This is a genomic window from Lactobacillus melliventris (genome assembly GCF_042679465.1).
GTDB classification, from domain to species: domain Bacteria; phylum Bacillota; class Bacilli; order Lactobacillales; family Lactobacillaceae; genus Lactobacillus; species Lactobacillus melliventris.
Genome location: NZ_JBHTMT010000002.1, coordinates 46,339 through 71,298, shown reverse-complemented (window position 1 = coordinate 71,298; position 24,960 = coordinate 46,339). Strand labels below are relative to the sequence as shown.

The 24,960-nt window shown below is 38.4% G+C and carries 18 protein-coding genes; 8 read left to right on the top strand and 10 right to left on the bottom strand.

Annotation, left to right across the window (positions count from 1 at the left end; translation table 11 throughout):
• The first annotated feature begins 5 nt into the window (after window positions 1-5).
• A complete protein-coding gene (locus ACFQ32_RS03050) occupies window positions 6-698 on the top strand; it encodes a GntR family transcriptional regulator (RefSeq protein ID WP_046325746.1) in 693 nt (230 codons plus the stop codon).
• Between the two features lie 276 nt (window positions 699-974).
• Here the strand turns inward: ACFQ32_RS03050 and ACFQ32_RS03045 are convergent, their stop codons facing one another.
• The 10 genes from ACFQ32_RS03045 to ACFQ32_RS03000 form a co-directional block, all read right to left on the bottom strand.
• The gene (locus ACFQ32_RS03045) at window positions 975-2,531 is read right to left on the bottom strand and encodes a ClC family H(+)/Cl(-) exchange transporter (RefSeq protein ID WP_046325747.1); all 1,557 of its coding nucleotides are present in this window, start codon (window positions 2,529-2,531) and stop codon (window positions 975-977) included.
• Window positions 2,532-2,622: 91 nt separating this feature from the next.
• Complete coding sequence (gene gndA / locus ACFQ32_RS03040) at window positions 2,623-4,008, bottom strand: NADP-dependent phosphogluconate dehydrogenase (protein ID WP_046325749.1); 1,386 nt, start codon at window positions 4,006-4,008, stop codon at window positions 2,623-2,625.
• Between the two features lie 125 nt (window positions 4,009-4,133).
• Window positions 4,134-5,588, bottom strand: coding sequence for a gluconokinase (locus ACFQ32_RS03035; RefSeq protein WP_071290287.1), 1,455 nt, complete (start codon window positions 5,586-5,588; stop codon window positions 4,134-4,136).
• 317 nt (window positions 5,589-5,905) lie between these two features.
• Window positions 5,906-7,720: a pyruvate oxidase gene (spxB, locus tag ACFQ32_RS03030; protein ID WP_046325750.1), complete on the bottom strand. Its 1,815-nt coding sequence runs from the start codon at window positions 7,718-7,720 to the stop codon at window positions 5,906-5,908.
• A gap of 275 nt (window positions 7,721-7,995) precedes the next feature.
• Entirely contained in the window at window positions 7,996-9,894 is a 1,899-nt protein-coding gene (mnmG, locus tag ACFQ32_RS03025; protein ID WP_046325751.1) for a tRNA uridine-5-carboxymethylaminomethyl(34) synthesis enzyme MnmG, read from the bottom strand.
• 12 nt (window positions 9,895-9,906) lie between these two features.
• Window positions 9,907-11,292 (bottom strand): tRNA uridine-5-carboxymethylaminomethyl(34) synthesis GTPase MnmE, encoded by a 1,386-nt coding sequence (gene mnmE, locus ACFQ32_RS03020; RefSeq protein WP_046325752.1) that lies wholly within the window; start codon window positions 11,290-11,292, stop codon window positions 9,907-9,909.
• Window positions 11,293-11,397: 105 nt separating this feature from the next.
• Window positions 11,398-12,261, bottom strand: coding sequence for a membrane protein insertase YidC (locus ACFQ32_RS03015; protein ID WP_046325753.1), 864 nt, complete (start codon window positions 12,259-12,261; stop codon window positions 11,398-11,400).
• 1 nt (window position 12,262) lies between these two features.
• Window positions 12,263-12,631 carry a ribonuclease P protein component gene (rnpA, locus tag ACFQ32_RS03010; protein ID WP_046325754.1) on the bottom strand — a complete coding sequence of 123 codons (369 nt, stop codon included), beginning with the start codon at window positions 12,629-12,631 and terminating at the stop codon, window positions 12,263-12,265.
• A gap of 52 nt (window positions 12,632-12,683) precedes the next feature.
• Complete coding sequence (gene rpmH, locus ACFQ32_RS03005) at window positions 12,684-12,824, bottom strand: 50S ribosomal protein L34 (RefSeq protein WP_003549412.1); 141 nt, start codon at window positions 12,822-12,824, stop codon at window positions 12,684-12,686.
• A 168-nt stretch (window positions 12,825-12,992) separates the two neighbouring features.
• A complete protein-coding gene (locus tag ACFQ32_RS03000) occupies window positions 12,993-13,280 on the bottom strand; it encodes a hypothetical protein (protein WP_046325755.1) in 288 nt (95 codons plus the stop codon).
• A gap of 397 nt (window positions 13,281-13,677) precedes the next feature.
• On the opposite strand from ACFQ32_RS03000, the gene ACFQ32_RS02995 reads away from it, so the two are divergent.
• The 7 genes from ACFQ32_RS02995 to gyrA all read left to right on the top strand — a co-directional run bounded on the left by ACFQ32_RS02995 (window position 13,678) and on the right by gyrA (window position 24,846).
• A complete protein-coding gene (locus ACFQ32_RS02995; RefSeq protein WP_052724680.1) occupies window positions 13,678-15,519 on the top strand; it encodes an FAD-dependent oxidoreductase in 1,842 nt (613 codons plus the stop codon).
• Between the two features lie 624 nt (window positions 15,520-16,143).
• Complete coding sequence (gene dnaA, locus ACFQ32_RS02990) at window positions 16,144-17,511, top strand: chromosomal replication initiator protein DnaA (protein ID WP_046323973.1); 1,368 nt, start codon at window positions 16,144-16,146, stop codon at window positions 17,509-17,511.
• 173 nt (window positions 17,512-17,684) lie between these two features.
• The gene (dnaN, locus tag ACFQ32_RS02985; protein ID WP_046323974.1) at window positions 17,685-18,815 is read left to right on the top strand and encodes a DNA polymerase III subunit beta; all 1,131 of its coding nucleotides are present in this window, start codon (window positions 17,685-17,687) and stop codon (window positions 18,813-18,815) included.
• A gap of 225 nt (window positions 18,816-19,040) precedes the next feature.
• Window positions 19,041-19,250, top strand: coding sequence for a S4 domain-containing protein YaaA (yaaA, locus tag ACFQ32_RS02980; protein WP_046323975.1), 210 nt, complete (start codon window positions 19,041-19,043; stop codon window positions 19,248-19,250).
• A gap of 6 nt (window positions 19,251-19,256) precedes the next feature.
• Window positions 19,257-20,396 carry a DNA replication/repair protein RecF gene (gene recF / locus ACFQ32_RS02975; RefSeq protein ID WP_046323976.1) on the top strand — a complete coding sequence of 380 codons (1,140 nt, stop codon included), beginning with the start codon at window positions 19,257-19,259 and terminating at the stop codon, window positions 20,394-20,396.
• Window positions 20,386-22,350, top strand: a complete 1,965-nt coding sequence (gyrB, locus tag ACFQ32_RS02970; protein WP_046323977.1) for a DNA topoisomerase (ATP-hydrolyzing) subunit B — start codon at window positions 20,386-20,388, stop codon at window positions 22,348-22,350. Before recF ends, gyrB begins: the two co-directional genes overlap by 11 nt.
• Window positions 22,351-22,359: 9 nt before the next feature.
• Window positions 22,360-24,846 (top strand): DNA gyrase subunit A, encoded by a 2,487-nt coding sequence (gene gyrA, locus ACFQ32_RS02965; protein ID WP_046323978.1) that lies wholly within the window; start codon window positions 22,360-22,362, stop codon window positions 24,844-24,846.
• Window positions 24,847-24,960 lie beyond the last annotated feature (114 nt).

Genomic DNA, 24,960 nt, shown 5'->3' with positions numbered 1-24,960 from the left:
AAATTATGCTAAAGTATGAACAAGTTGCGAAATGTCTTGTTGAGATAATAAAAAATAACAATTTAGAACAAGGCGACAAGCTACCAAGTTTAAACGAGTTAGGTACCCAATTTAAAGCAAGTAAAACAACACTGTTAAAAGCATTGTCAGAATTAGAAAGCGAAGGATTAATTTATCAAGTTCAAGGTAGCGGAATTTATGTAAGAAAGCTACCAAAAGATGATTATATTAATTTCAGTAAGACTACTCATGGCTGGACTAATGAGCTCATGAACGAGCAAGTAGAAAATGCTAACGCTTCTTTGGAGCTGGTCACACCAAACTTAGACTTAGCTCAGAAATTAAAATGCACAACTAATACTAAAGTATACAAGGTACACAGGAAAAAAATGTTACATAAAAAAATCTTGTGTATTGAAACTTCTTATTACAATTCCCAACTCGTACCCTTTTTGGATCAGTCTATTATTGAGGGGTCAATTTTTAACTTCTTAGCTCAAGCATATAAAATTCATGTTGGTTTTTCTGATAAATACTTTTACATTCGCAAACTAACAGATCAAGAAGCTTCTGAACTCGACCTAGAAGCTAATAGTTTTGGCTTAATAGTTAACGAAGTCTTTTATTCTACTAGTGGCACTATATTTGACTACTCACAAAATATTTTCAATTATCAAAATTCAAAATTCTATTTATAAATTTCCAGATGTTGACAACTGCTATGACAAGGCAATTCAATCAAAATATGGAACAATGCAGGATTTTAATTCATTACTAGATACCATTCCCAAAAACGGGATGATTTTACCAGTGTTTCTTCATTTACCTAATTTGGGCATTCGAAATTGCGCCTAAATTTATACCAAAAAGTTGAATAAAAAAGTTATCATAAAAAGCTAATAGGTCAGAATAAGCTCTGATTTATTAGCTTTTTTAAATTATAAATATTATAGAATACAGTTAAAAACAATATGCTAGCCATCATATCGGACTCTTTGCATTTGCTTGATTTGACTAAATACCTGACCACGACGGCCTGCATCAAGAGTTAGAACCAGAGAATCACCGGCTTTAATTACCGATTGACCGTTAGGAATTACATACTTGCCATCACGATATATTGCTTTAACTAAAGTATGCTTAGGCCACTTGACCTGCATGATTTCTTTTCCCGCAAGCTGGCTGTCTTCATAAATTGGCACAGTTAGCTGGTCAGTTTTGCCGGAAACTACCGCTGAATGTTTTTTATTTTTTACAGACATTGCGCGAGCAAGCGTACCGTAAATGGGATCACCATTGAGCAGTTCATCAACCAGCAGTGCAACAAAAGCTACCACAGCTAGCGGCATTAAATGAAGCAAAGACCCAACCATTTCCGTAATAAGGATGATGGCGGTAAAAGGAGCCCTAATTACGGCGGCGAAATAGCCAGCCATTGCGAAAATAACCAAATTAATCACCAATTTTGCCGGCAATAAATGTAATTGCACCAAAATAAGACCGTAGCTGGCACCAATTACTGCACCCATTGTTAATATTGGTAAGAAAATACCACTTGGTAGTCCTGAATCGTAAGAGATAATAGAAAACACAATTCTAACAACAAAGAAAAATAAGAGTAAGCCTACTATTTTCCAACTGCTTTGTTTAATAATCTGCGGTAACGCTAATATTAAGCGATTACCCGGACCAGTAATTAAAGGGTAAAAATAAGCGATTGGTATTAATAAAGTAAGAGGTATTAGTCCGTATAACCAACTTGGTAAAAAAGTAATTTTCGCATATAACTTTTTCACTTTAAATAAGCCAGTTTTATAAAAATGACCTAGTAAGCCCAAAATTAAGCCCAAGATGAGCAGATAGCCATACAGCCTAACGGGAAAAGTATGACGATAAACCAGAGATAGTGCTGGCTTTTGACCAAAAATATTTGAAACTACAAAATCTGAGACTAGTGCACCTGCAAGTGCATTTAACCACACCCGTGGTGAAAAGTTATGAAAGACTTCTTCAAGCACAAATAATGCACCACTTAATGGCGCTCCAAAGGCTGCGGCTAAACCACTGGCCGCTCCAGTAGCTAGTAGTACCCGAGCATTCGTTTTTGACTCTTTAGTGCCCCCGCCAACACCTTGACCGATAGTTGAACCGATCTGCAAAGAAGGCCCCTCAGGTCCTAAAAACAGGCCCGTACTGATAACTAAAATACCACCAATAACTTTGCGCCATAATGTAGGCCACCACTGCAGAGTTAGATTTCCTTCCAGTTGTAGTTTTACTTCCGGTATACCAGAGCCGCCAACATGAGGATATTGCTTAACAAAATAACCAGCAATTAAGCCTACTAAAATGAGTCCCAAAATGATTGGGATAAACCATAATGCATTTTGATGTGCCACGTGAAACAGTCTAAGCCATAATTCTGTCATTTTTTGAATACCAAAGCGAAAAAAGCCCACTACAATCCCGCTTGCAAGGCCTACTAGCATTGCTTCCAGCAACAGCTTTATTTGTACTTTTTTATCCCTCATAATACCTCTACTTTTTCAATATAATTAGCACTACTAAAAAACCAGTTAAGTTTTAACTTTAACTGGTTTTTAGTGTTACACGTGTAACAACTTATTTTTCCTCATACCATTCAGTGTGATAAACGCCTTTACGGTCATTTCTAAAGTAAGTATGAGCGCCAAAGTAATCACGTTGTCCTTGAATTAAGTTTGCTGGTAAACTTGGATTAAAAATTGATTCCAAGTAATTCAGTGATGCGCTCAATGTCGGAGTAGGAATACCTGCTCTAGTGGCGAGTTCAATCACTACACGCAAAGCAGCGATATTCTTATTCATTAAGTCCTTGAAATATGGATCTTGGAACATGTTATCAAGTTTCTTACCTTCAGAAAATGCCTTTTCAATGTCTTTTAACATTGCTGAGCGAATAATACAACCTGCTTCCCATGATTGAGCAATCGCCGGATAGCGCAAGTCCCAGTTATAAGCATCAGCGGCCATTTTCAGTTGTTGGAAACCTTGAGCATAAGCTACAGCTTGACATAATTGCAAAGCCTGACCAAGATTATCAATTAAATCTGCTGGTACATCACCATTCCATGTTATTTCTTTACCCTCGCGCGTAGTAGCTTTAGACATAAAACGGCTAATTACAGCTTCGGCAATAACGCTGATTGGAGCACCCAGATGAACACCATCTTCCAGCATCCAGTTACCAGTACCTTTATAAGAAGCAACGTTTAAGATATGATCAATTACATGGTCAGGGGTTAAATTATCCTTTTGCTTTAGCACTTCAGCAGTAATTTCACTTAAATAGGCTTGAACCAATCCTTCATTCCAGTGCGCAAAAATGGCTGACATTTCATCATTTGTTTTGCCCGCAACCTTACGCAAAATATCGTAAACTTCGGAAAATTCCTGCATAATGCCATATTCAATACCATTGTGGACCATCTTAACGTAATGACCACTGCCTTCAGGTCCAATAAAGCTGACACATGGATAGCCTTCGGAATTCTTAGCTGCAATTGCTTCTAATATTGGTGCAACCTTTTTATAGGCATCTTCATCACCGCCTGGCATCAATGCGGGACCTTTTAAAGCACCCTCTTCTCCACCAGAAACACCCATACCAATAAAGTGAATACCATGTTGTTCCATTTCATGATAGCGCCGATTAGTGTCATGAAAGTTCGAATTACCACCATCAAGCAAAATATCGCCTTTATCTAGTAGTGGCAGTAATTTTTGTAAAGTTTCATCAACAGGTTTACCAGCCGCAATTTGAATTAAAATCTTTCGTGGCTTCTCTAAAGAATCAACAAATTCTTCCCAAGAATATGTTGGCTTTAATTTATCATCTTCATATTTAGCAAAAGCATCTACTTCCGGCTTATCAATTGAAAAACCGGAAACGGAAAAGCCGTTATTTCTCACATTCAAAGCAAGGTTCTTACCCATTACTGATAAGCCTATAACACCGAACTGTTGCATTTATAGTCCTCCATCATTTAATTTTTTTCTTAATTACTAGTATACCTGTTTTAGCGTGTTTGCGCACAACTTGCTTCATTTACCAGACCTAATATCATCTTTTACCAAAAACTGGAAATTAATAGTTATTCAACCGCTAACCATTCTTCTGTCATTAATTGCCTTACTTTGTTCCACTTCTTTTCCATAGTCACATAAATAGCATGGTTTGGGGAATTAACGTTGAAAACTTTTGCTATTTTCAATTCTTTTTGAATCATTAATGGTGAAGCAATTATTTTTAAGCTTATCATCGCCAAGATGGCAGCCCCTAAAGCAGAAGCTTCAACTGATTCAGGCACATAAACTTTGTATCCCGTTATGTCTGCCAATAACTGGTCAAAAAATTGGTTTTTAGCCATCCCTCCGACTAATATTAAAGCTTCAGGCCTTTGTCCATTAAATTGATTGAGTTCCTTTATGATCAAATTTATATTATAAAGCTCCCCTTCCAATACTGCTCTGGCTAAATCTTTATTTGTATGAATTGCAGTTAATCCCATAAAGCCACCAGAAGCATCAGGATTCCAAATTGGTGCACGTTCACCAAAAATATAAGGCACAAAGAATAGCCCTTTAGCGCCTACAGGGCTTTTTTCGGCTAAATCATTTAGTTCCTCAAAAGTAGCTAAATTGAAAATCTTATCTTTTAACCACTGCCACACATCCCCAGCATTATTAGTGGGTGCTCCAACCACCCAATTATTTTGATACTGATAATATGTAAATAATTTACGATTTTGACATAGTCTTAAAGTGTCAATATTTGTTCTGACGGCCGCAGAAGTCCCACAGCTAACCGTATAAAATCGTTCATCAATTTGCGGATTGCTTAAATTTGCCAGAGTCCCATCAGAGCCGCCAATTATAAGGGGTACTTTAATGCTACTTTCAAAATTTGGCACTTGAAAAGTTGTGTCTACTAACTGAGGGAGCTGTTCCTTTTTTATATTTAAATATTGCAGGATATTATCATCCCAATTTTTGGTATAGGTATTAAAAAGCCCTGAGGCGTTCGCAGTTGCAAAGTCAACATAGTAGTGCTGAGAGAACTGATATAAAATATAGCTTTTAATATCAACAATAAAAGCAGTTTTATCCCATAACTGTTTATTTTTTTCTTTAAGCCATAATAATTTACCTAAAGGGAGCATAGGATGTAATGGTGCACCGGTATTTTTTGTCAGATCAAACAAGTCATCTTTGATAATATCTTTTTTAAAAGTATCCGTTGCTCTATTATCTGCCCATGTATAAACATTAGTCAGAGGATGATTATTTTTATCAATTAAGATTAAAGTATGCATAGCAGAGGAAAAGCCTATCCCTTTAAGTTCAACAATAGCAATTTTACTTTGTACCTCTGTTAAGCCTAGCTTGACTGCTCTTAAAATATCTTGAGGTCTTTCCTCCGCCTGACCTGTTTCTTCAGTAATTAACGGATAATCATAGCTAGTTTGATAAATTATATGACCCAGTTCATCAAAAGCAATGGTTTTTGTACTTGTTGTCCCAATATCTACACCTATTACAATGGACATTTGTTACTTACTCTTCTTGATCCCTTCTATTAATCCGTATAAATATTCTTCAGCTAATGCTCGGTCAAATAACCCGTAAGCTTTTTCATCCCATCTGACAGTTTATAATCTAAAAATGTTATTGTCCAATTAATTACGGATATAGGCTTGAATACATAACTTAAAATATAAATGTTTAATTAGAAAGCCTAGGCTTCAAGCTAAATCATTGAAGATGCATCGTTGCAGCTGTTAGATTATCACCTGATTATTTTACAAATTTGACCAAATAAAAAGAACGCCCTATTGGACGTTCTTTTTTAAGGTTTTACACTTAATTAGTGAGCTGAAGCACCTGAAGTTGTGTCAGGTTCTGGTTCTGGCTCTGGCTCAGGTTCTTCTTCAGCTTCTGAAGCACCTGAAGCAGCATCTTCTACTAAGCCATACTTGTCAGCAAAGTAACTAAATGGTTTCAAGCCTTCAGCTTGATACTTCTTAACAAATTCTGGGTCATCAAGAGTATTCAATTCAGTTGAGTAAGGCATATCATGAGTGAACTTAATGTCAACTAACATTGGTCCATCCATTTCCTTGAATTCTTTAACTGCGTCTTCGAATTCTTTCTTAGTACGTACAGTTACACCTTTTACATTCATACCTTCAGCAACTTTAGCCCAGTCGTTGTTTGGCAGAATAACACCTGATAAAGGTTGGTGTGATTCATCAACTTGTTCAGCTTCAATGTAACCTAAAGTATCATTAGTGAAGACAACGTTCATAATGTGCATATTGTAACGAGCTTGAGTCAACAACTCTTGGTTCATCATGGCAAAGCCACCGTCACCACTTAAGTTCCAAACTTCACGCTCTGGGTGAGCAGTTGCTGCTGCAAGTGCAGCTGGTGAACCAAAGCCCATAGTTGCGTACAAGCCTGAAGTTGCCCAAGTTTGGTCATCATGCAAGTTTACTAAACGTTGGAAGTCAATGTTAATGTTACCAACATCAATAGCAAATTGTGCATCATCATCAGCATATTTATTGATAATGTCAAAGATTGGTTCACGGCGAATTGGCATTTCGTCTGAATCATCAAAGCTGTGTTCCCATTCTTCCCAGTTTTGACGGTCAGCAATAGCAGCCTTGTAAATTGGTGATTCTTCACGAGCTTGACCTGCGTCAATCATAGCTTGTAAAGTCTTAGCACCATCAGCCAAAATTGGAACATCAACAGCGTGACGCTTGCCTAATTTTTCTGAGTCAACATCAATTTGGACAACTTTAGCCTTAGGATCAAAGAAGAATAATGAGAATGGTGAGTCATTACCAACCCAGATAACTGCATCAGCATAAGTTTGGATATCATCACTTGGCTTAGGTGCAACACGACCAATTGAACCCATGTAAGCTGGGCACTTATCTTCAACAACACCTTTAGCCATAACTGAGGACATCAATGGGGTCTTGAATTTTTCAGCGAATTTTTCTAAGACATCGCCATGACCCTTCATACCTAGACCAAAGTAAACAACCGGGTTCTTTGCTTCTTCAAGAAGCTTAACAGCTGCTTCAACTTCATCTTTCTTAGGAGCTGCATAGTTTGGAACAGCTTTCATTGCATTGTAATTTACACGGTAATTGTCATCAATCTTGTCCCAGCCAAAATCCTTAGGAAGAATTAAGACAGCTGGACCCTTCTTAGCATAAGCTTGGCGAATTGCTTCATCCATCATTGAAGGGATTTGCTCTGCACGCTTAATTTGGTGGTTCCAAACAGCAACCGGATCAAACCAAGGCTTCTCGTCAAAAGCTTGGAAGAAGTCCATATCCTGACGACCAGTTGGAACGTTAGCTACAATAGCTACCATAGGAACTTTGTCGTATTTTGCATCGTACAAGCCGTTCATCAAGTGAACAGCACCAGGGCCAGCAGAACCGAAGCATACACCGATCTTGCCAGTAAATTTATATTCAGCTGAAGCTGCTAAAGCACCAGCCTCCTCGTGCCGAACTTCAATATACTTTAACTTACCCTTAAAGTCGTGGATAGCGTTCATTGTTGAGTCAAATGAGCCACCCGGAAAACCATAAATATGATCAATATGCCAGTCCAACAAAACTTGGAGCATGGCATTTGCGCCATTAATTTTTGCCATTTTAAAGTGCATCTCCTTAAATACATGTTTACTTACATATTGTATTAAAACATATAATTTCACAATTTCAAGTAAGCAAAATTAGTTATTAGCACAACATGTAAGCGCTTTGTAAAAATATTATCTTCACAAAGTTAAGCGCTATACTAATGACATTCAGATAACAGCAATAATTCCATTTGTGATTAGCTGATCATAACGACCAAATTTGTGCATTTTTTGGTGTATTTAATCCTCAGAAAATATTTTTTATAAAGTTTAAATTTTTACTAAATTTAATGTTGAATTTTCTGATAACGACCATTTTGCACGTAAACGCTTAAAATGGCCATATCTGCTGGATTGACTCCTGAAATACGTTCAGCCTGTGCTATTGTCTCAGGTCTGATTTTGGCAAATTTCTCTCGTGCTTCTGTTGCTAAGCCATCTATTGCACTGTAATCAATGTCCACAGGAATTTTCTTTGCTTCCTGCCGGTGCAGTTTATCAATTTGTTGCTGTTCTTTTTTGATATAACCGGCATACTTAACGTTAATTTCAATCTGCTCTCTGACGTAGCGCTCATTTGAAATATGCATACCTGTCAAACGCTCTATATCAGTCACCTTAACCTTAGGTCTTCTTAAGAAAACATCGGCCTTCACGCCAGCCTTTAGCTTTTCTTCTCCAATACTTGCAAGATACTCCTGAACTTCTTCAGTAGGATGAACCGTGATCTTTTTAACAGCTTGAGCAGCTTGAGCAATTTGTTCTTTCTTTGCTAAGAACTTAGAGTAACGTTCTTCAGAAATTAAACCAAGTTTAAACCCATAATCCGTCAAACGTAAATCAGCATTATCATGACGTAAAATCAAACGATATTCTGCTCGTGAGGTCAATAAACGATAAGGTTCTTCTGTTCCTTTAGTAACTAAATCATCAATTAAAACGCCAATATAAGCTTCATCGCGGCCTAGGGTAAATCCCGGCTGACCAGCAGCTCGCAAAGCTGCATTAATGCCAGCAATCAGTCCCTGCCCGGCTGCTTCTTCATAGCCGGAAGTTCCGTTCATCTGTCCCGCAGTAAACAAGTTTTTAATATTTTTGGTTTCTAAAGTATGCTTTAACTGCCAGGGATCAATCACATCATACTCAATAGCGTATCCGGGCCGCATCAATTCCGCATTTTCAAGGCCAGCTACCGAATGCAGCATTTTTAACTGAATTTCTTCAGGCATTGAGGTTGAAAAATCGCCAACATAAACTTCTTTGGTATTTTTACCCTCCGGCTCCAAGAAAATTTGATGACGCGGCTTATCCGCAAAACGAACTACTTTAGTTTCAATTGACGGACAATAGCGCGGTCCTACACCCTTGATTTCTCCTGAAAACATAGGCGAACGGTTTAGATTTTGGTTAATTATTTTATGCGTGGTTTTATTTGTATATGTCATCCAACATGAAACCTGATTCTTGAGGTAATCTTCATCTTTAGTTTCATAAGAAAAATGACGCGGAATTTTATCGCCAGGTTCTTCCTCAGTTTTAGAATAGTCAATGGTATTACTGTTAACGCGCGGCGGTGTACCAGTTTTAAAACGGCGTAATTTAAAGCCCAGTTTTTCTAAATTTTTTGAAAGCTTAATTGCCGGTACAGTGTTGTTGGGACCGGATGAGTAATTCAATTCGCCAATAAAAATACGCCCGCGAGCTGATGTTCCTGTTGTGAGTACAACGCTTTTAGCATGGTACCTGGCTCCTGTGTTGGTAATTAACCCTCTGCAAACTCCATCTTCAACAATTAATTCATCAACTGTCGCCTGTCTCAAAGTCAAATTAGGCGTATCCTCAATCACTTTTTTCATCTGTTCGTGATACTGCCACTTATCGGCTTGTGCGCGCAATGCCCGTACAGCTGGCCCTTTACCTGTATTTAGCATCCGCATTTGAATATAGGTAGCGTCAATATTTTTACCCATTTGACCGCCCAAGGCATCAATCTCGCGCACCACTGTTCCTTTAGCTGGGCCTCCTACTGACGGATTGCAGGGCATAAAAGCAACCATATCAAGGCTAATCGTCAAAAGTAACGTCTTTTGGCCCATTCTGGCACTCGCCAGGGCTGCTTCACTGCCCGCATGACCAGCACCAACAACAATGACATCATAATCATTTGAGTCATAACTTTTAATCATTAATTTTCACACCTATTTCCCTAAACAAAATTGACTAAACAATTCATTAACTAACTCATCAGGACTGCTTTCACCCGTAATTTGGCCTAGAGTGTCCCAGGCGCCGTTGAAATCAATTTGGGCAATGTCTATAGGAACTTCATCTTTTAGTGCCTGAACAACGTCTTGCAGCTGCTTTTTGGCCTTTTCCAATAAACCAACCTGTCTTTGATTAGTTACCATGACCTGGTCATTTGAGTTCTCAATCCCCTTGAAAAACAGTTCTTTGATTGTTTTTTCTAATTGCTCAAGATTTTGTTTTTGCAAAATTGAAATGGCAATAACCGGACTCTTGGTTAAATTTGTTATTTCGGCAGTAGAAATTTTTTGGCCCAAGTCGGTCTTATTTAAAATAACAATGCGCTTTTTCTCAGCAGTAGCTTCAATCAAGGCATAGTCTTCTGGAGTTAACTCCTTACTTGCATCAAACAAGAGCAAAACTAAATCAGCCTTTGCCAGTGCTTTTTTGGAACGCTCAACCCCAATTTTTTCCACCTTATTATCAGTGTGCCTGATACCTGCAGTATCAATTAATTCTAAAGGTACACCTTTAACAGAAACATATTCTTCCAAAGTATCACGGGTCGTACCGGCAACATCGGTAACGATCGCCGTATCGCTTTGAGTCAGATAATTAAGTAAAGATGATTTACCCACATTCGGCTGGCCAATAATCGCAGTAGCTAAGCCGTTACGTAACGCCGTTCCTTCACTTGCCGTTTTGAGCAATTTATCTATTTTAGCAATAACAGACTGAGAAACACTCACCATTTGCTTGGCCGTGACAGTATCAGCATCATATTCTGGATAATCAATATTAACTTCGACATTGGCTAGCGTATCCAAAATTTCCTGTCTCATGGCCCTGATTTTCTCAAGCAGACCGCCTTCCAGCTGCTTTTCTGCCACTTGCCGGGCCTTATCGGTTTTAGCGCGCACAATATCCATCACGCTTTCAGCCTGTGTCAAGTCAATGCGGCCGTTAACAAATGCCCTTTTAGTAAATTCACCAGGATCTGCCATGCGCGCACCAGTTTTTAATAATAATTGCAAAATATGATTAGTGACGACAATGCCACCATGACAATTAATTTCAACAATGTCTTCTCTGGTAAAAGTCTTAGGAGCCAGCATTACAGATACCATAACTTCGTCAATCACTTGCTCGCTTAGTGGATCAACTATATGTCCATAATGAATAGTATGCGTCGGCACTTTAGTTAAATTCGCACCCTTGAAAACCTGATTGGCAATTTTAACTGCTTCTTCACCAGACATGCGGACAATAGAAATCCCACCTTCACCAATTGGCGTTGAAATCGCTGCAATTGTATCAAACTCCGTTAAAGTTTGTGACATGATTTTCTCCTTTTCAATAAAAAAAGCGCATTATTCCACCATGAATAATCATGATGGATAAAGCACTTTGACTACTTTATCTAAATCATTAATTTAGATTAAAAATTATTTTCTGCGTTTTAACCGCTTATAAGTTTTGCGCAATTGACGCTTACGTTCGCGCTCTTGGCGCTCTTTTTCTTCCTGTTCACGCCGATATTTAATAGGGTTTTGCAGAATGAAAGTTTGAACCACCTGGAACAGGTTGGAAATTACCCAGTAAACTACAATAGCTGACTGGAAATATATACCCATTACACCAACCATAATTGCCATACCATAAGTCATAATCTTAGTTGACAAGGTTTGTGATTCTTTTGGCGTAGATAATTGACTGATATAAGTTGATATAAAAGTCAAGACCATAGACAAAATTGGCATAATAAAGTATGGATCCGGCTTACCTAAATCCATCCACATAAAGTGGCCAGTTTGCAGTTGTGGTGTTTGCCAAATCGCACCATACAAAGCATACATAACCGGTAACTGAATAATTAAAGGCAAACAACCAGCATAAGGGTTAATTCCTGCCTCTTTATAGAGCTTATTTGTTTCTTGCGAAAGCAAAGTTCGCGATTCTGTATCACTACCGGGATACTTTTTACGTAAAGCGTCTATTTCCGGCTGAATTTTCTGCATCTTGGTAGTACTCTTAATCTGAATAGCACTAAGCGGATACAAAATAAGACGTACTATAATAGTAAAGATAATAATTGCCCAACCATAGTTGTTGCCTACCAGCTTCGATAGCCACAGCAAAAACGTGGACATGTAATAAATGACCCAGCGATTCCACCAGCTGCCGCTTGTATGTGAAACAGGTTCTGGCTTGCCGTTTGATGCACATCCTGTTAAGACAACCGCTAATGCAACTACTGTCAGCAGTACAAGTAGACGCTTGACATTCTTTTTAGTTAAAATGTCTTTCACTCTAATCTTCCTCAACTTTATTCGGTATCTCTTCAATTATATTGGCTAAAAAGAGTGCATGCAAGAGATTCTTATGAACATCATCCCATTTAAAATCGCGCGCATATGGTCTAGCAATGACTAAAAAATCAATATGTGGTTTAATTAAAGGTTTATTTTCAGTAAGAACAGCGCGAATATAACGTTTGAGGCGATTACGCACTACAGCGGTGTGTCCGACCTTTTTACCAACAGAAATGCCAACACGAAAATGCTTGTTTTCCGGTTTGTCCATTTGATAAATCACAAAAGCACGATTTGCTACTGAATTGCCTGACTTAAAAACTGTCTGAAAATCATTTTCTGTTTTAACACGATAAGACTTTCTCAAAACGTTTCATTCCACTCTTAAAAATTAAAAAAACCACTGGGATTTCAGTGGTTTAAGCAGATAAGACTTTTCTACCCTTTGCGCGGCGTCTAGCCAAAACCTTACGGCCATTTGATGTACTCATCCGTTTCATAAAGCCGTGAACTCTTGAACGGTGACGCTTTTTAGGTTGGTAAGTTCTTTTAGTTGTCATTAAACTACACCTCCAATTTTTGTATGCAGACTGCACAATTTAATATCTAGGATACCATGATTAAAGTAAAAAACCAAGTAAAAAGAGAAAAAACATCAGGATTAATTACCAATTTAGGAATAATTTGTGACCTGGCTTAAACTGGCCGTAAAAAATTCTTGCAGTTTTCTATAACAAATCAGCCTTAGCAATTTCAATTGACGGGTAATGTCCAAGTGCTGACAAATCGGTATCAAGCGGGCAAGAATAAACCATATAATAATCGCCTTCCGCCTGTTTGGCCGTCAATTCTTCCAACTTTTGTTTGGCACGTTCAACATTCTGCGTAATATAAACTACACTAACAACGCCCACCTTCTCTGCTTCATGTGCACTGATTGCAACACTGCCTTTTAGTATCACCTTTAAATTGCCGTCGTCTTTTAGTCCCAACTCAACATAATCTTGATAATCCATATTGGCACCTCACAATAAATAAATATTTTTATTTGCTGTTAACCAGCCTATTCAGCACTTGGAGTAGTATCAAATAAAAAGCTTACTCATACCATTACTCCATCAATTATAATGGTGCTTTCTTTACAATCAAGTTTGATTATAAGCTTTGTATGGACTTTCACAAATTACTTTAAATAATAAGTATTAGGTTATTGTATCAATTCTGAGACTATTTTTAAGATTGCCTTTACGCCGCTACAATGACACCATACTAAAAGCAATTTGGCTTACACAGCATTTCACATTCTTTACTCTTTTTTAATCATTCTATTACTTATTGATGATAAAATTATCTTTGGAGGCAAGCGCTTTCCATAGCGCTTAATACAATTTTGTTATAATAAAGGAGATTTTTATGGTAAGTGGTGTTTTTAAAGGTGCTGCTCAAGGCTTTCACAGCTTATTAACCAGTAATGTTACATTAAAGGACGGTAAAATAATCAAAGTTGCTGTTGACGGTGTTCAGCCATATACGGTTGGTTCCTATGCAATACCAACAATGATTAACAGAATTGAAAAAGCAGGCAATACTGATGTGGATGTTGTTACATCCGCTTCAGTAAGTACCTCAGCGGTTGTTAATGGCGTAAATAAGGCCTTAGAAGTTGCCCAAGGAAAATTAACTGCAGACGATGCCGTTAATCCAAAAGTAAAACCAAGTAAAAAACCTAACTATCCGGTTTATGCCAAAGTAAACAATAACAAGTATATCGAATCTCAAGTGCAATTTGACGATACTTATGACGTGATTGTTGTTGGTTCAGGTATCTCTGGATTATCAGCTGCTATTGAAGCAAAAAAGCATGGTAACAGCGTAGTTATTTTTGAAAAAACTGGTATGGTCGGCGGAACCAGTAATTATTCCGCTGGTGTCATTCAAGGATCTGGCGATAAATATCAAAAAGAATTTACAAGCTATCAAAATGACAATCCTGAACTACATGCGCAAGAGTTAATTCAAGCCGGTGAAGGCAGAGTAAATCCTCAAATGATAAAAGAATTAGCCGAGGATTCTGCTAATAACATTGAATGGCTGGCAAGTTTAGGAATAAAATGGACCTCTGTCTATGGCCACAGAGTCATTCCTTATGAAAACAAAGATTACTTTGCGCAAAGAATTCACGTTTATGAACACGGTGGCGGTTTAGGCAGTGGCTGCGTAATGATTGACGCTGTCAGAAAAGAAGCTGACCGTTTGGGAATAAAGATTTTCTTTGATACTCCTGTAATTAATTTAGTAACTGCCAGCTATACTGACAAATCAGTTGTTGGCGTAGTAACTAATTGCAAAGGCAAAACTAGTTATTATCGCGCTAATAAAGGTGTAGTCCTTGCTACTGCTGGTATTGACTATAATGAAAAACTAGCTAAAGAATTTGCTCCGCAACAATATCGTGATATTAAAAATCATGCCTTGACTAATTCTAAATACGATACCGGTGACGGCATTTTAATGGGATTAGCACTTAACGCTGCAACTGAAGGCTTGGGTGGCTCTATGGATGTTGATTTCAAGAGCAATGTAGGTGCAGCAGATAATTTGCCGACACCGCCAATGTTCTACGTAAATGGCAACGGTAAACGTTACGTCAATGAAGATACTACTTACGGTTATCTAACCCGTGCCACTTACCAACAAGAACTAATTTGGGATAAACCAACTTGGCAAATCTTCGATTCATCAACCTTCTCTGCCCCATTTTCACCTTGGAGATCTGCTGCAGACACGGAGAAAGATATTAATTCCGGTCAAATGTTTAAAGCAGATTCAATTGCAGAATTAGCTGCTAAAATCAATGTACCAGCTGAAAACTTAAAGCGGCAACTAGAGACCTGGAATGAAAACGCCGCAAATGGTGCAGATAAAGAGTTTGGTCGTAAAGAAGGCCTGCAAGAATTACATGCGCCATTCTATGCTTATGCTCACAAGGACAGCAATTTTGGTGCAATTGGCGGATTGAAAGTAACTACTAATTATGAAGTAGTTGATCAAGATGATCAAAAGATTGCTCACCTGTATGCTATCGGCTGCAACTCTGGTGGCTGGAATGCAAATTATTACCCATCATCAGGTACTGCCTTAGCCGAGGGAATGCATTCAGGCCGCAGAGTCGGCAGAGTCCTCTCCGGTTTAGTAGAAGAAGTTAATATTACGCCTGCAGAAACTGATGTAACAACCGGTTCATCAGAATATTAAAAAACTAATTTTTAGACAAAAAAAGAAGAGCGTTCTTACTAATCTTATTTAGTAAGGCGCTTTTTCAGTGCTCAAGTTAAAAACAGCTTCTGTCGTTTTTTCAAAGTAATAATTTTGTTTAAAGAATTTTGCCAGCTTGAAGCCAAATAATTATAAGTTATTAATTATCAATAGTAAGAACTTTTAAAGCAATAAGTGTCGCCATGCATTAGCACAGATTACTTTTTATTTTATGTTAAGACAAAAGCAAACTTTTCTGCATTGCAGCAAGAATAGATTTCGTCATATTTGTTTAAAAATGAGAGCTCAAAATTATCCACAAGTGCAAATTCACATCATTTTACACAAACTTATCCACAATCTACAACCTGTTTATAAAATTATACACAGCATGTGGATAGTATGATTAATATAACTTGCAATATACTGCTATTTCAGTAAAAGATTTCCACAAGCTATAATGTAAATAAGATAAATATTACCCAATTTTTTTAATCTAACGTGAATTTCTTTCTAAAATCTATCCACAGCTTGTTAATTCTGAATTCTTTTTGTGCACCTGTGGAAAACATTTTTATTAGATGGTAAAATAAGTTTTGCGTAACGTAAGCGGAGGGAAATATTTTGTTTGACATTAATAAATTTTGGCAGCATTTTAATACAGAAATGCGTGAACATTTTAATGAAGTTGCATATAATGCCTGGTTTAAAAATACCAGACCAGTTTCATATAATAAAGAAACTCACGAATTAAAAATTGCCGTACAAAATCCTGTAACCAAAGGATATTGGGAAAAGAATTTAGCTTCACAATTAATTCAATCTGCATATGGCTACGCTAATATTGAGGTTATGCCTGTCTTTCAAATTGAGGGCGATCAAAGTACTGAGCGCATTGTAACTCCTAAACCAAAAAGTGAGGCAATGTCCGCAAATTCACGGCCGCAAATGGAAAATGCCTTTGTCCGTAATCTTAAGCTTAATGAAAAATATACTTTTGATAATTTTGTTCAAGGCGAAGGCAATAAACTGGCAGCCGGTGCAGCATTGGCAGTGGCTGACAGTCCAGGTAGTTTTTACAACCCTCTTTTTATTTTTGGCGGTGTCGGTTTAGGTAAAACACACTTGATGCAGGCTATCGGCCATCAAATGTTGGCAGAACGGCCTAATGCCAAGGTTGTCTACATCCAAAGTGAAACTTTCGTTAATGATTTTATAAATTCAATCAAAAACAAAACGCAAGATCAATTTCGCGCTAAATATCGCACCTGCGACTTATTACTAGTTGATGATATTCAATTTTTTGCTAAAAAAGAAGGTATTCAAGAGGAGTTCTTCCATACTTTTGAGACTCTTTATAATGACCAAAAACAAATAGTCATGACGAGTGACCGGCTGCCTACCGAAATTCCTGATTTGTCAGAACGGCTAGTATCACGATTCACTTGGGGTCTGCAAGTAGAAATTACCCCACCGGATCTGGAAACACGGATCGCAATCTTACGTAAAAAAGCCGAAGCCGAAAATTTAATAATTGATGATAATACACTCGATTATATTGCTTCTCAAGTTGACACTAATATCCGTGAACTTGAAGGGGCTCTGGTGAAAGTACAAGCACACGCAACGATTGAACACGAAGATATCAATGTCAATCTGGCTCGTGAAGCATTGGCTGATCTCAAATTAGTCCAGAAAAACCAAGGTCTGCAAATTTCTAAAATTCAAGAAGTCGTTGCCAATTATTTCCAAACTTCAACTTATGAATTAAAAGGGAAAAAGCGGGTCAGACAGATTGTCGTTCCAAGACAAATTGCTATGTATTTATCCCGTGAATTAACTGACTCCAGCCTTCCTAAAATTGGACAGGAGTTTGGCGGTAAGGATCACACAACTGTGATGCATGCTTATGAAAAAATTAGTCGTGAAATTAAGACCAATTCTGACATCAAAACTGCTGTTTTTGATTTAAAACAAATGCTTGACCGCTAAGAAGTTATCAACTGTGGATAAATAACGGACTTGTACACATCTTTTTAACCGCAATAATTACGTTATTTTAAGGCTATTGTATCTTTTCAACAGAAATCACAGGACCTACTAATACTACTAATTAAATATATAATTAATATAAAGGAAATAGACAAAATAACAGGAGGCACCAAATGAAATTTACAGTTAACAGGAATCTTTTTTTAGATAATTTAAACAATGTAATGCATGCCATTTCATCCAGAGCAACTATACCGATTCTTAGCGGTATCAAGCTTAATTTAACGGAAACGGAATTACTTCTCACTGGAAGTGATACTGATATTTCAATTGAAATTAAAATACCAGTTAGTGAAGACCTGACCGTCGATTCAACCGGATCAGTCGTTTTACCGGCAAGATTTTTTAGCGAGATTATCAGACGGTTACCGGGAAAGGAATTTTCTTTGGAAGTTAAAGAAAGTTTCCAAACGCAAATTATTTCTGAAAACAGTGAGTTCACTATTAACGGCTTAGATGCTAATAACTACCCAAGATTACCGGAAATTCCAGACGAGTCCTCTTTTGTTATTTCGGGAAAAACTTTTCGGGAAATTATCAATGAAACCCAATTTGCGGTTGCAACTCAAGAAAGTCGCTTAGTTCTGACTGGTGTCCACTTCACCTTTAGTCCTGATAAAATTCATGCGGTAGCCACAGATTCACATAGACTGTCCAGTCGTGCGTTGACTTTAGAAAATGGACCACAAACAAAAACAGACTTAATCATTCCGGGAAAGAGTTTACTGGAACTTGCACGTATTATCGGAGAAACTGATCCGGAGATTAAAGTTTGTCCGGGTGAAAATCAGGTACTTTTTGAAATTGGCAACATTCTGTTTTATTCACGTCTACTTGAAGGCAGCTATCCTGATACTGAACGCTTGATATCGACTGACAGCACAACAACTGTAGAATTTGACTTAATGGAGCTTTCAAGTGCGCTTGATCGGGCAAGTTTACTGACACATGCAGGACGCAATAACGTAGTTGATTTGACACTGGATACTAAAAAACAAAGTGCCAAATTATCTGGTGAATCAGCAGAAATTGGGAATGTTGAAGAAGATGTTAGTTTTAAGAAACTTGAAGGTGAGAATTTAAAGATTTCCTTCAATCCTGATTATTTGCGTGATGCGTTAAAAGCTTCGGTGACTGATTCCGTTATTATGGATTTCACGCAACCATTGCGGCCGTTTACTGTAAATCCAGATAAAGCCGACATTAATTTTGTTCAGTTAATTACACCGGTGAGAACTTTTTAAGCTATCATTCTTAATAAAAAGAAAAAGTCATCAACTGATGGCTTTTTTTCTGACCAAATTTTTATAATCGAACAAAAAAGCATGCTGGTTTATTTTTAGTGTCATTCACTATGAAATGTTTATTTTAAAAAAATCCGTTTATATGGCTTTATATGGGCTTTTAGTTGTTTTTTGCTTGTGAAACGAATATACTTATTATAGGTAGTTAATGGTGTGAAGGTGGTTATGATCAAAGAATTTAAAGTAACAAGCGAATATATTACTCTGGGTCAGTTTTTAAAAGAAGAAAGTATTGTTTCTTCAGGTGGTCAGGCAAAATGGTATCTGCAAGAAAACCCAGTTTTACTGAATGGGATCAAAGAAAATCGGCGTGGTAAAAAATTACGCCCTGGCGATACGCTAGAAATTGCTCACGAAACTTATGAATTGCGGTAGCTGTGGATGTATCTCAAGCACTTTATTGCACAAAATTACCGCAATTTGCAGCAATTTGAAGTTGACTTTGATCCCAATGTCAATATTTTTATAGGTCAGAACGCGCAAGGCAAAACTAATTTACTTGAAGCGATTTATTTTTTGGCCCTAACTCGTTCTCATAGAACCAGTAATGATAAAGAACTAATCGCTTTTGGTAAGGACTATGCCAATGTTTCTGGTCACATTTATAAAAGTCAAATTGATCTATCTTTGCGGGTTTTAATTACCACTAAAGGCAAGAAAGTTTGGGTTAATCGGGTTGAACAAGCGAAATTATCCAAATATGTGGGACAATTAAACGCTATTTTATTTTCGCCGGAAGATTTAGACCTGATTAAAGGGGCACCCAACTTAAGGCGGCGATTCATGGATCAGGAGTTTGGTCAAATTAGTGCCGAATACCTTTATTTTGCAGGCAAGTATAAGCAGGTATTGCAGCAAAAGAATAATTATTTGAAACAATTGGCCAAGGGTGAAGCGCATGACACCATGTTTTTGGAAGTTTTGTCGGATCAACTAGCCGGTGTTGCGGCAGAAGTAATAGTCCGCCGCTTTCAATTTTTAAATTATTTAGATCAATATGCTCAAGATGCTTACGCTCACATCAGTACCAGCGCTGAAAAGCTGGAAGTAACTTATCGGCCATCGGTAAAAGAAATAACTGCAAAAGATAGCGTCGAAGAAGTTTATCATAAAGTGTTAGACAATTTTCAAAAAAATCAAAGGCTTGAAATTCTCAAAGGCACGACCTTAAGCGGTCCTCACAGGGATGACATTGAGTTTGAACTTGATGGTAAAAACGCTCATTTATTTGGCTCTCAAGGACAGCAGAGGACAATCGCGCTTAGTATTAAACTGGCTGAGATTCAGCTTGTGCACCAGTTAACTGATGAATATCCGTTATTATTACTTGATGATGTCATGAGTGAGCTTGACCATAACCGCCAAAGTGCCTTACTCAATTACATTCACGGTAAAACACAAACATTTATTACGACGACAGATCTTGAGGGTATTTCCTGGGAAATAATTAAGAAGCCGAAAATATACCGCATTAAATCTGGACAAATTTATTTAGAAGAGGGGAAATTGCATGGCAGATAGTAACAAAGAAAATCTTAAGCAAATTAAGCAATATGAAAAAGAAGCCGATAAATATAATGCCAGTCAGATTCAGGTCTTAGGCGGACTTGAAGCAGTTCGTAAGCGTCCAGGAATGTATATTGGCTCTACCAGCTCTCAGGGTTTGCACCACTTAGTGTGGGAAATAATTGATAATGGTATCGACGAAAGCTTAGCCGGTTTTGCCAGCAAGATTGAAGTTACAATTAATGAGGATGGCAGTGTAACTGTTCAAGACGATGGTCGTGGTATTCCGGTCGATATTGAAAAAAAGACGGGTCGACCAGCTCTTGAAACTGTTTTTACTGTCTTACACGCTGGTGGTAAATTTGGTGGTGGCGGCTATAAGGTTTCAGGCGGTTTGCACGGAGTAGGTGCTTCTGTCGTGAATGCTTTATCAACTAAGCTAGATGTCACAACAATGCGTGATGGTAAAAAGTACTTTATCGACTTTAGTCGTGGTCGCGTAGTTGATGAAATGAAAGTAACGGGGACTGTGCCTTTATCTGAACATGGTACCATAGTGCACTTTTTCCCAGATCCAGATATCTTTACTGAAACCACTTCTTTTGATGACAAGATCCTCAAAAATCGTATCCGTGAACTGGCCTTTTTAAATAAGGGCTTGAAATTAACATTTACCGACAAGCGCAAAGACAGCGCGGAAACCGACGTTTATCACTATGAAGGTGGTATTCAGGAATATGTTTCGTTCTTAAATCGTGATACAGAAGTATTATTTGATGAGCCGATCTATGTAGAAGGAAATGACAACGATATTAACGTTGAAGTGTCTTTGCAATATACAAAAGGCTATAAAACAACACTGATGACCTTTGCCAATAATATTCATACTTATGAAGGTGGAATGCACGAAGCTGGCTTTAAGACAGCCTTAACACGGGTAGTTAATGATTATGCTCATAAGACTAAGCTGTTAAAAGATAGTGATGACAATCTTTCAGGAGAAGATATTCGGGAAGGGATGACAGCTGTCGTATCAGTAAAGCACCCTAACCCGCAATTTGAAGGTCAGACTAAGACTAAATTAGGAAATTCTGATGCGCGGACAGCTGTAGATCGTGCTTTTTCTGAAACCTTCAACCGTTTCTTAATGGAAAATCCGCAAGTTGGTCGCAAAATTGTCGAAAAGGCTCAGTTAGCTGAACGTGCTCGGACAGCTGCTAAACGTGCACGTGAGGTAACTCGTAAAAAATCTGGGTTGGAGATCGCTAATTTACCTGGTAAGTTAGCTGACAACACCAGTAATGACCCTAGTATTTCCGAATTGTTTATAGTTGAGGGTAATTCTGCTGGCGGCTCTGCCAAGCAGGGACGCTCAAGGCTGACTCAAGCTATTTTGCCAATTCGTGGTAAGATTTTGAACGTTGAAAAAGCGTCAATGGACCGCATTTTGGCTAATCAAGAAATTCGTTCACTTTTCACGGCTTTGGGAACCGGCTTTGGTGCTGACTTTGATGTTTCCAAGGCCCGCTATCATAAATTAATTATTATGACTGATGCCGATGTTGATGGCGCCCACATTCGGACACTGCTTTTAACCCTCTTTTACAATTACATGCGTCCGATGATTGAAAAAGGCTACGTTTATATTGCGCGTCCGCCTCTATACCAAGTACGCCAGGGCAAAGTGGTCAGATACTTAGATACTGACGAAGAACTGCATGACTATTTAGGCAGTCTGCAGCCAAGTCCTAAGCCGCTGGTACAGCGTTATAAGGGACTAGGAGAAATGGATCCTGAACAATTATGGGATACGACTATGAACCCTGAGAATAGAAGACTCGACCGTGTCAGTCCGGAATACGCTAAAAATGCCGATGAGGTCTTTGAATTACTGATGGGTAATGAAGTCGGACCGCGGCGTAATTTTATCGAGACTAACGCTAAATACGTTGAAAATTTGGATGCATAGGAGGTTTAAATGGATAACGACAATCAAGGTCAGGATCACAGAATAAGAAACGTTGATTTGACCAGCGTAATGAATAGTTCATTCTTGGATTATGCCATGTCCGTTATCGTCGCGCGGGCTTTACCCGATGTACGCGATGGCTTGAAGCCGGTTCAGCGCCGGATTCTTTATGGCATGAGTGAACTAGGTGTTACACCAGATAAACCATATAAGAAATCAGCCAGAATCGTGGGTGAAGTTATGGGTAAGTTCCACCCTCACGGTGATTCCTCAATTTATTTAGCGATGGCCCATATGGCACAGGATTTCAGTTATCGCTATATGTTAGTTGACGGCCACGGTAATTTTGGTTCAGTTGATGGCGATGAACCAGCCGCAATGCGTTATACTGAGGCACGGATGAGCAAAATTGCCGTTGAAATGTTGCGTGATATCAATAAAAATACTGTTGATTGGCAGCGTAATTACGATGATTCTGAAAATGAGCCAGTAGTATTGCCTGCCAGAATACCTAACTTATTAGTTAATGGTACCAGTGGTATTGCCGTTGGTATGACGACCAACATACCGCCTCATAACTTGTCAGAGGTGATTAAGGGTCTGCACATGTTGATGAACAACCCTGATGTCACTACTAAAGAATTGATGAAGGCAATTCCGGGCCCAGATTTTCCTACAGGTGGTACTATCATGGGTCGCGGTGGCATTTATCGGGCCTATGAAACTGGGCGCGGCAATATTGTTGTTCGCGCTAATACTAATATTGAAACCGAAAAAAGCGGTCGTGAAAGAATAGTCGTTACTGAGTTGCCATACTTGGTTAATAAAGCTGAGCTGGTTAAGAAAATTGCAGACTTGGCGCGTGCTAAGACTATTGATGGTATTACTGGTGTGCGTGATGAATCCGATCAAACAGGGATGAGAGTCACAATTGATATTCGCCGTGATGCTAGTGCCAGTGTTGTGTTAAATAATTTATTTAAATTGACGCAGATGCAGGCCAACTTTGGTATGAATATGGTGGCAATTGTTGATGGCGCACCGCATTTTCTCAGTCTCAAGCAGATGCTGCAATATTACTTGGAACACCAAGAAGATGTTGTTACCCGTAGAACTAAATTTGAATTAGCCAAAGCCGAAGCTAGAGCGCACATTCTCGAAGGTCTGCAAATCGCCCTTGACCACATTGATGAGATTGTCCATATCATTCGTCAGAGTCAATCAAGCGATATTGCTAAGGCTGCTTTAATCAGTCGTTTTGGTCTTGATGATAAGCAATCACAAGCGATCTTAGACATGCGGCTGGTACGGTTAACCGGTCTTGAGCGTGACAAAGTTGAAGCCGAATATAAAGAGTTACAAGCCAAGATTGCTGATTATAAAGACATTTTGGCAAAACCAGAGCGCATTAATGAAATAATCTATAATGAGCTGCTGGATATTCAAAAACGTTTTGGCGATGCTCGCCGGACTAAGATTGGCGCTAGCGAAGTTGTCTCAATTGAAGATGAAGATTTAATTGAAAAGCAAGACGTTTTACTGACATTAACTCACAGCGGCTACATTAAGAGGATGCCTATTACCGAATTTAAGACTCAAAATCGTGGTGGTAAAGGTATCAAAGGCATGGGCGTTAAAGAAGGCGACTTTATTGCCAACCTGATTTATTCAAGTACTCATGATCTGTTGCTGTTCTTTACCAACAAGGGCAAGGTTTATTCAAAGAAAGCCTATGAAATTCCAGAATTTGGTCGTACTGCTAAGGGTCTCCCAATAGTCAACTTACTGCAACTGGAAAAAGGCGAGAAGATTCAGACTATCGTTAATATTCCTGAAGATGCGGATGACCAGTACTTATTCTTCATTACGAAAATGGGGACCGTTAAACGTACTCATGTCAGTGAATTTGGCAATATCCGCAACAGTGGCTTAATCGCATTAACCCTGCGCGATGGTGATGAGCTGAATAATGTCTTGGCTACAGACGGCAAGCAAGATATCCTGATCGGTACCCACTTAGGTTATGCTGTGCGCTTTAATGAGCAAACTGTTCGGTCAATGGGACGGACAGCTGCCGGTGTTCGGGGAATTAATTTACGTGAAAATGACTATGTTGTTGGTTCTGGTGTCGTTAAAAATAATGATGAAGTCTTAGTGATTTCCGAAAAGGGCTACGGTAAGAGAACAGCAGCTGCTGAATATCCGACAAAGGGCCGCGGCGGTAAAGGGATTAAAACCGCAAACATTACCAAGAAAAATGGTCCACTTTCAGGCGTGACTGTGATCGATGGCAGTCAGGATATCATGGTTATCACAGATGATGGTATCATGATCCGCTTTAAGACAAAGGATGTTTCTCAAACTGGGCGCAGCACTCTCGGCGTGCGCTTGATCAAGATTAATGACAACAATAAAGTTGCCAGTCTGGCAATTGTTCCGGCTGAAGAGGACCAGGAAGTAGCTGCTTCTACAGAAAATGCAGAAGAGCAAGACTAATTAAGAAACAAAAATATTTAAAAATTATCAGATTATTTTACGTATATATTAAGTAAGGAATGAAAATTTCTTATTGGATCACGTAAAGATAGTTTGGTAATTTTTTGTTTATGT

Bases quoted from the DNA above. Each gene is read 5' to 3' on its own strand.
- ACFQ32_RS03035 (WP_071290287.1), bottom strand. From the start codon at position 5,588: ATGTCCATTGTAATAGGTGTAGATATTGGGACAACAAGTACAAAAACC.
- ACFQ32_RS03000 (WP_046325755.1), bottom strand. From the start codon at position 13,280: ATGGATTATCAAGATTATGTTGAGTTGGGACTAAAAGACGACGGCAAT.
- recF (WP_046323976.1), top strand. From the start codon at position 19,257: ATGTATCTCAAGCACTTTATTGCACAAAATTACCGCAATTTGCAGCAA.
- mnmE (WP_046325752.1), bottom strand. From the start codon at position 11,292: ATGTCACAAACTTTAACGGAGTTTGATACAATTGCAGCGATTTCAACG.
- gyrB (WP_046323977.1), top strand. From the start codon at position 20,386: ATGGCAGATAGTAACAAAGAAAATCTTAAGCAAATTAAGCAATATGAA.
- gndA (WP_046325749.1), bottom strand. From the start codon at position 4,008: ATGCAACAGTTCGGTGTTATAGGCTTATCAGTAATGGGTAAGAACCTT.
- ACFQ32_RS02995 (WP_052724680.1), top strand. From the start codon at position 13,678: ATGGTAAGTGGTGTTTTTAAAGGTGCTGCTCAAGGCTTTCACAGCTTA.
- ACFQ32_RS03045 (WP_046325747.1), bottom strand. From the start codon at position 2,531: ATGAGGGATAAAAAAGTACAAATAAAGCTGTTGCTGGAAGCAATGCTA.
- ACFQ32_RS03050 (WP_046325746.1), top strand. From the start codon at position 6: ATGCTAAAGTATGAACAAGTTGCGAAATGTCTTGTTGAGATAATAAAA.
- gyrA (WP_046323978.1), top strand. From the start codon at position 22,360: ATGGATAACGACAATCAAGGTCAGGATCACAGAATAAGAAACGTTGAT.
- mnmG (WP_046325751.1), bottom strand. From the start codon at position 9,894: ATGATTAAAAGTTATGACTCAAATGATTATGATGTCATTGTTGTTGGT.
- dnaN (WP_046323974.1), top strand. From the start codon at position 17,685: ATGAAATTTACAGTTAACAGGAATCTTTTTTTAGATAATTTAAACAAT.
- yaaA (WP_046323975.1), top strand. From the start codon at position 19,041: ATGATCAAAGAATTTAAAGTAACAAGCGAATATATTACTCTGGGTCAG.
- rpmH (WP_003549412.1), bottom strand. From the start codon at position 12,824: ATGACAACTAAAAGAACTTACCAACCTAAAAAGCGTCACCGTTCAAGA.
- spxB (WP_046325750.1), bottom strand. From the start codon at position 7,720: ATGGCAAAAATTAATGGCGCAAATGCCATGCTCCAAGTTTTGTTGGAC.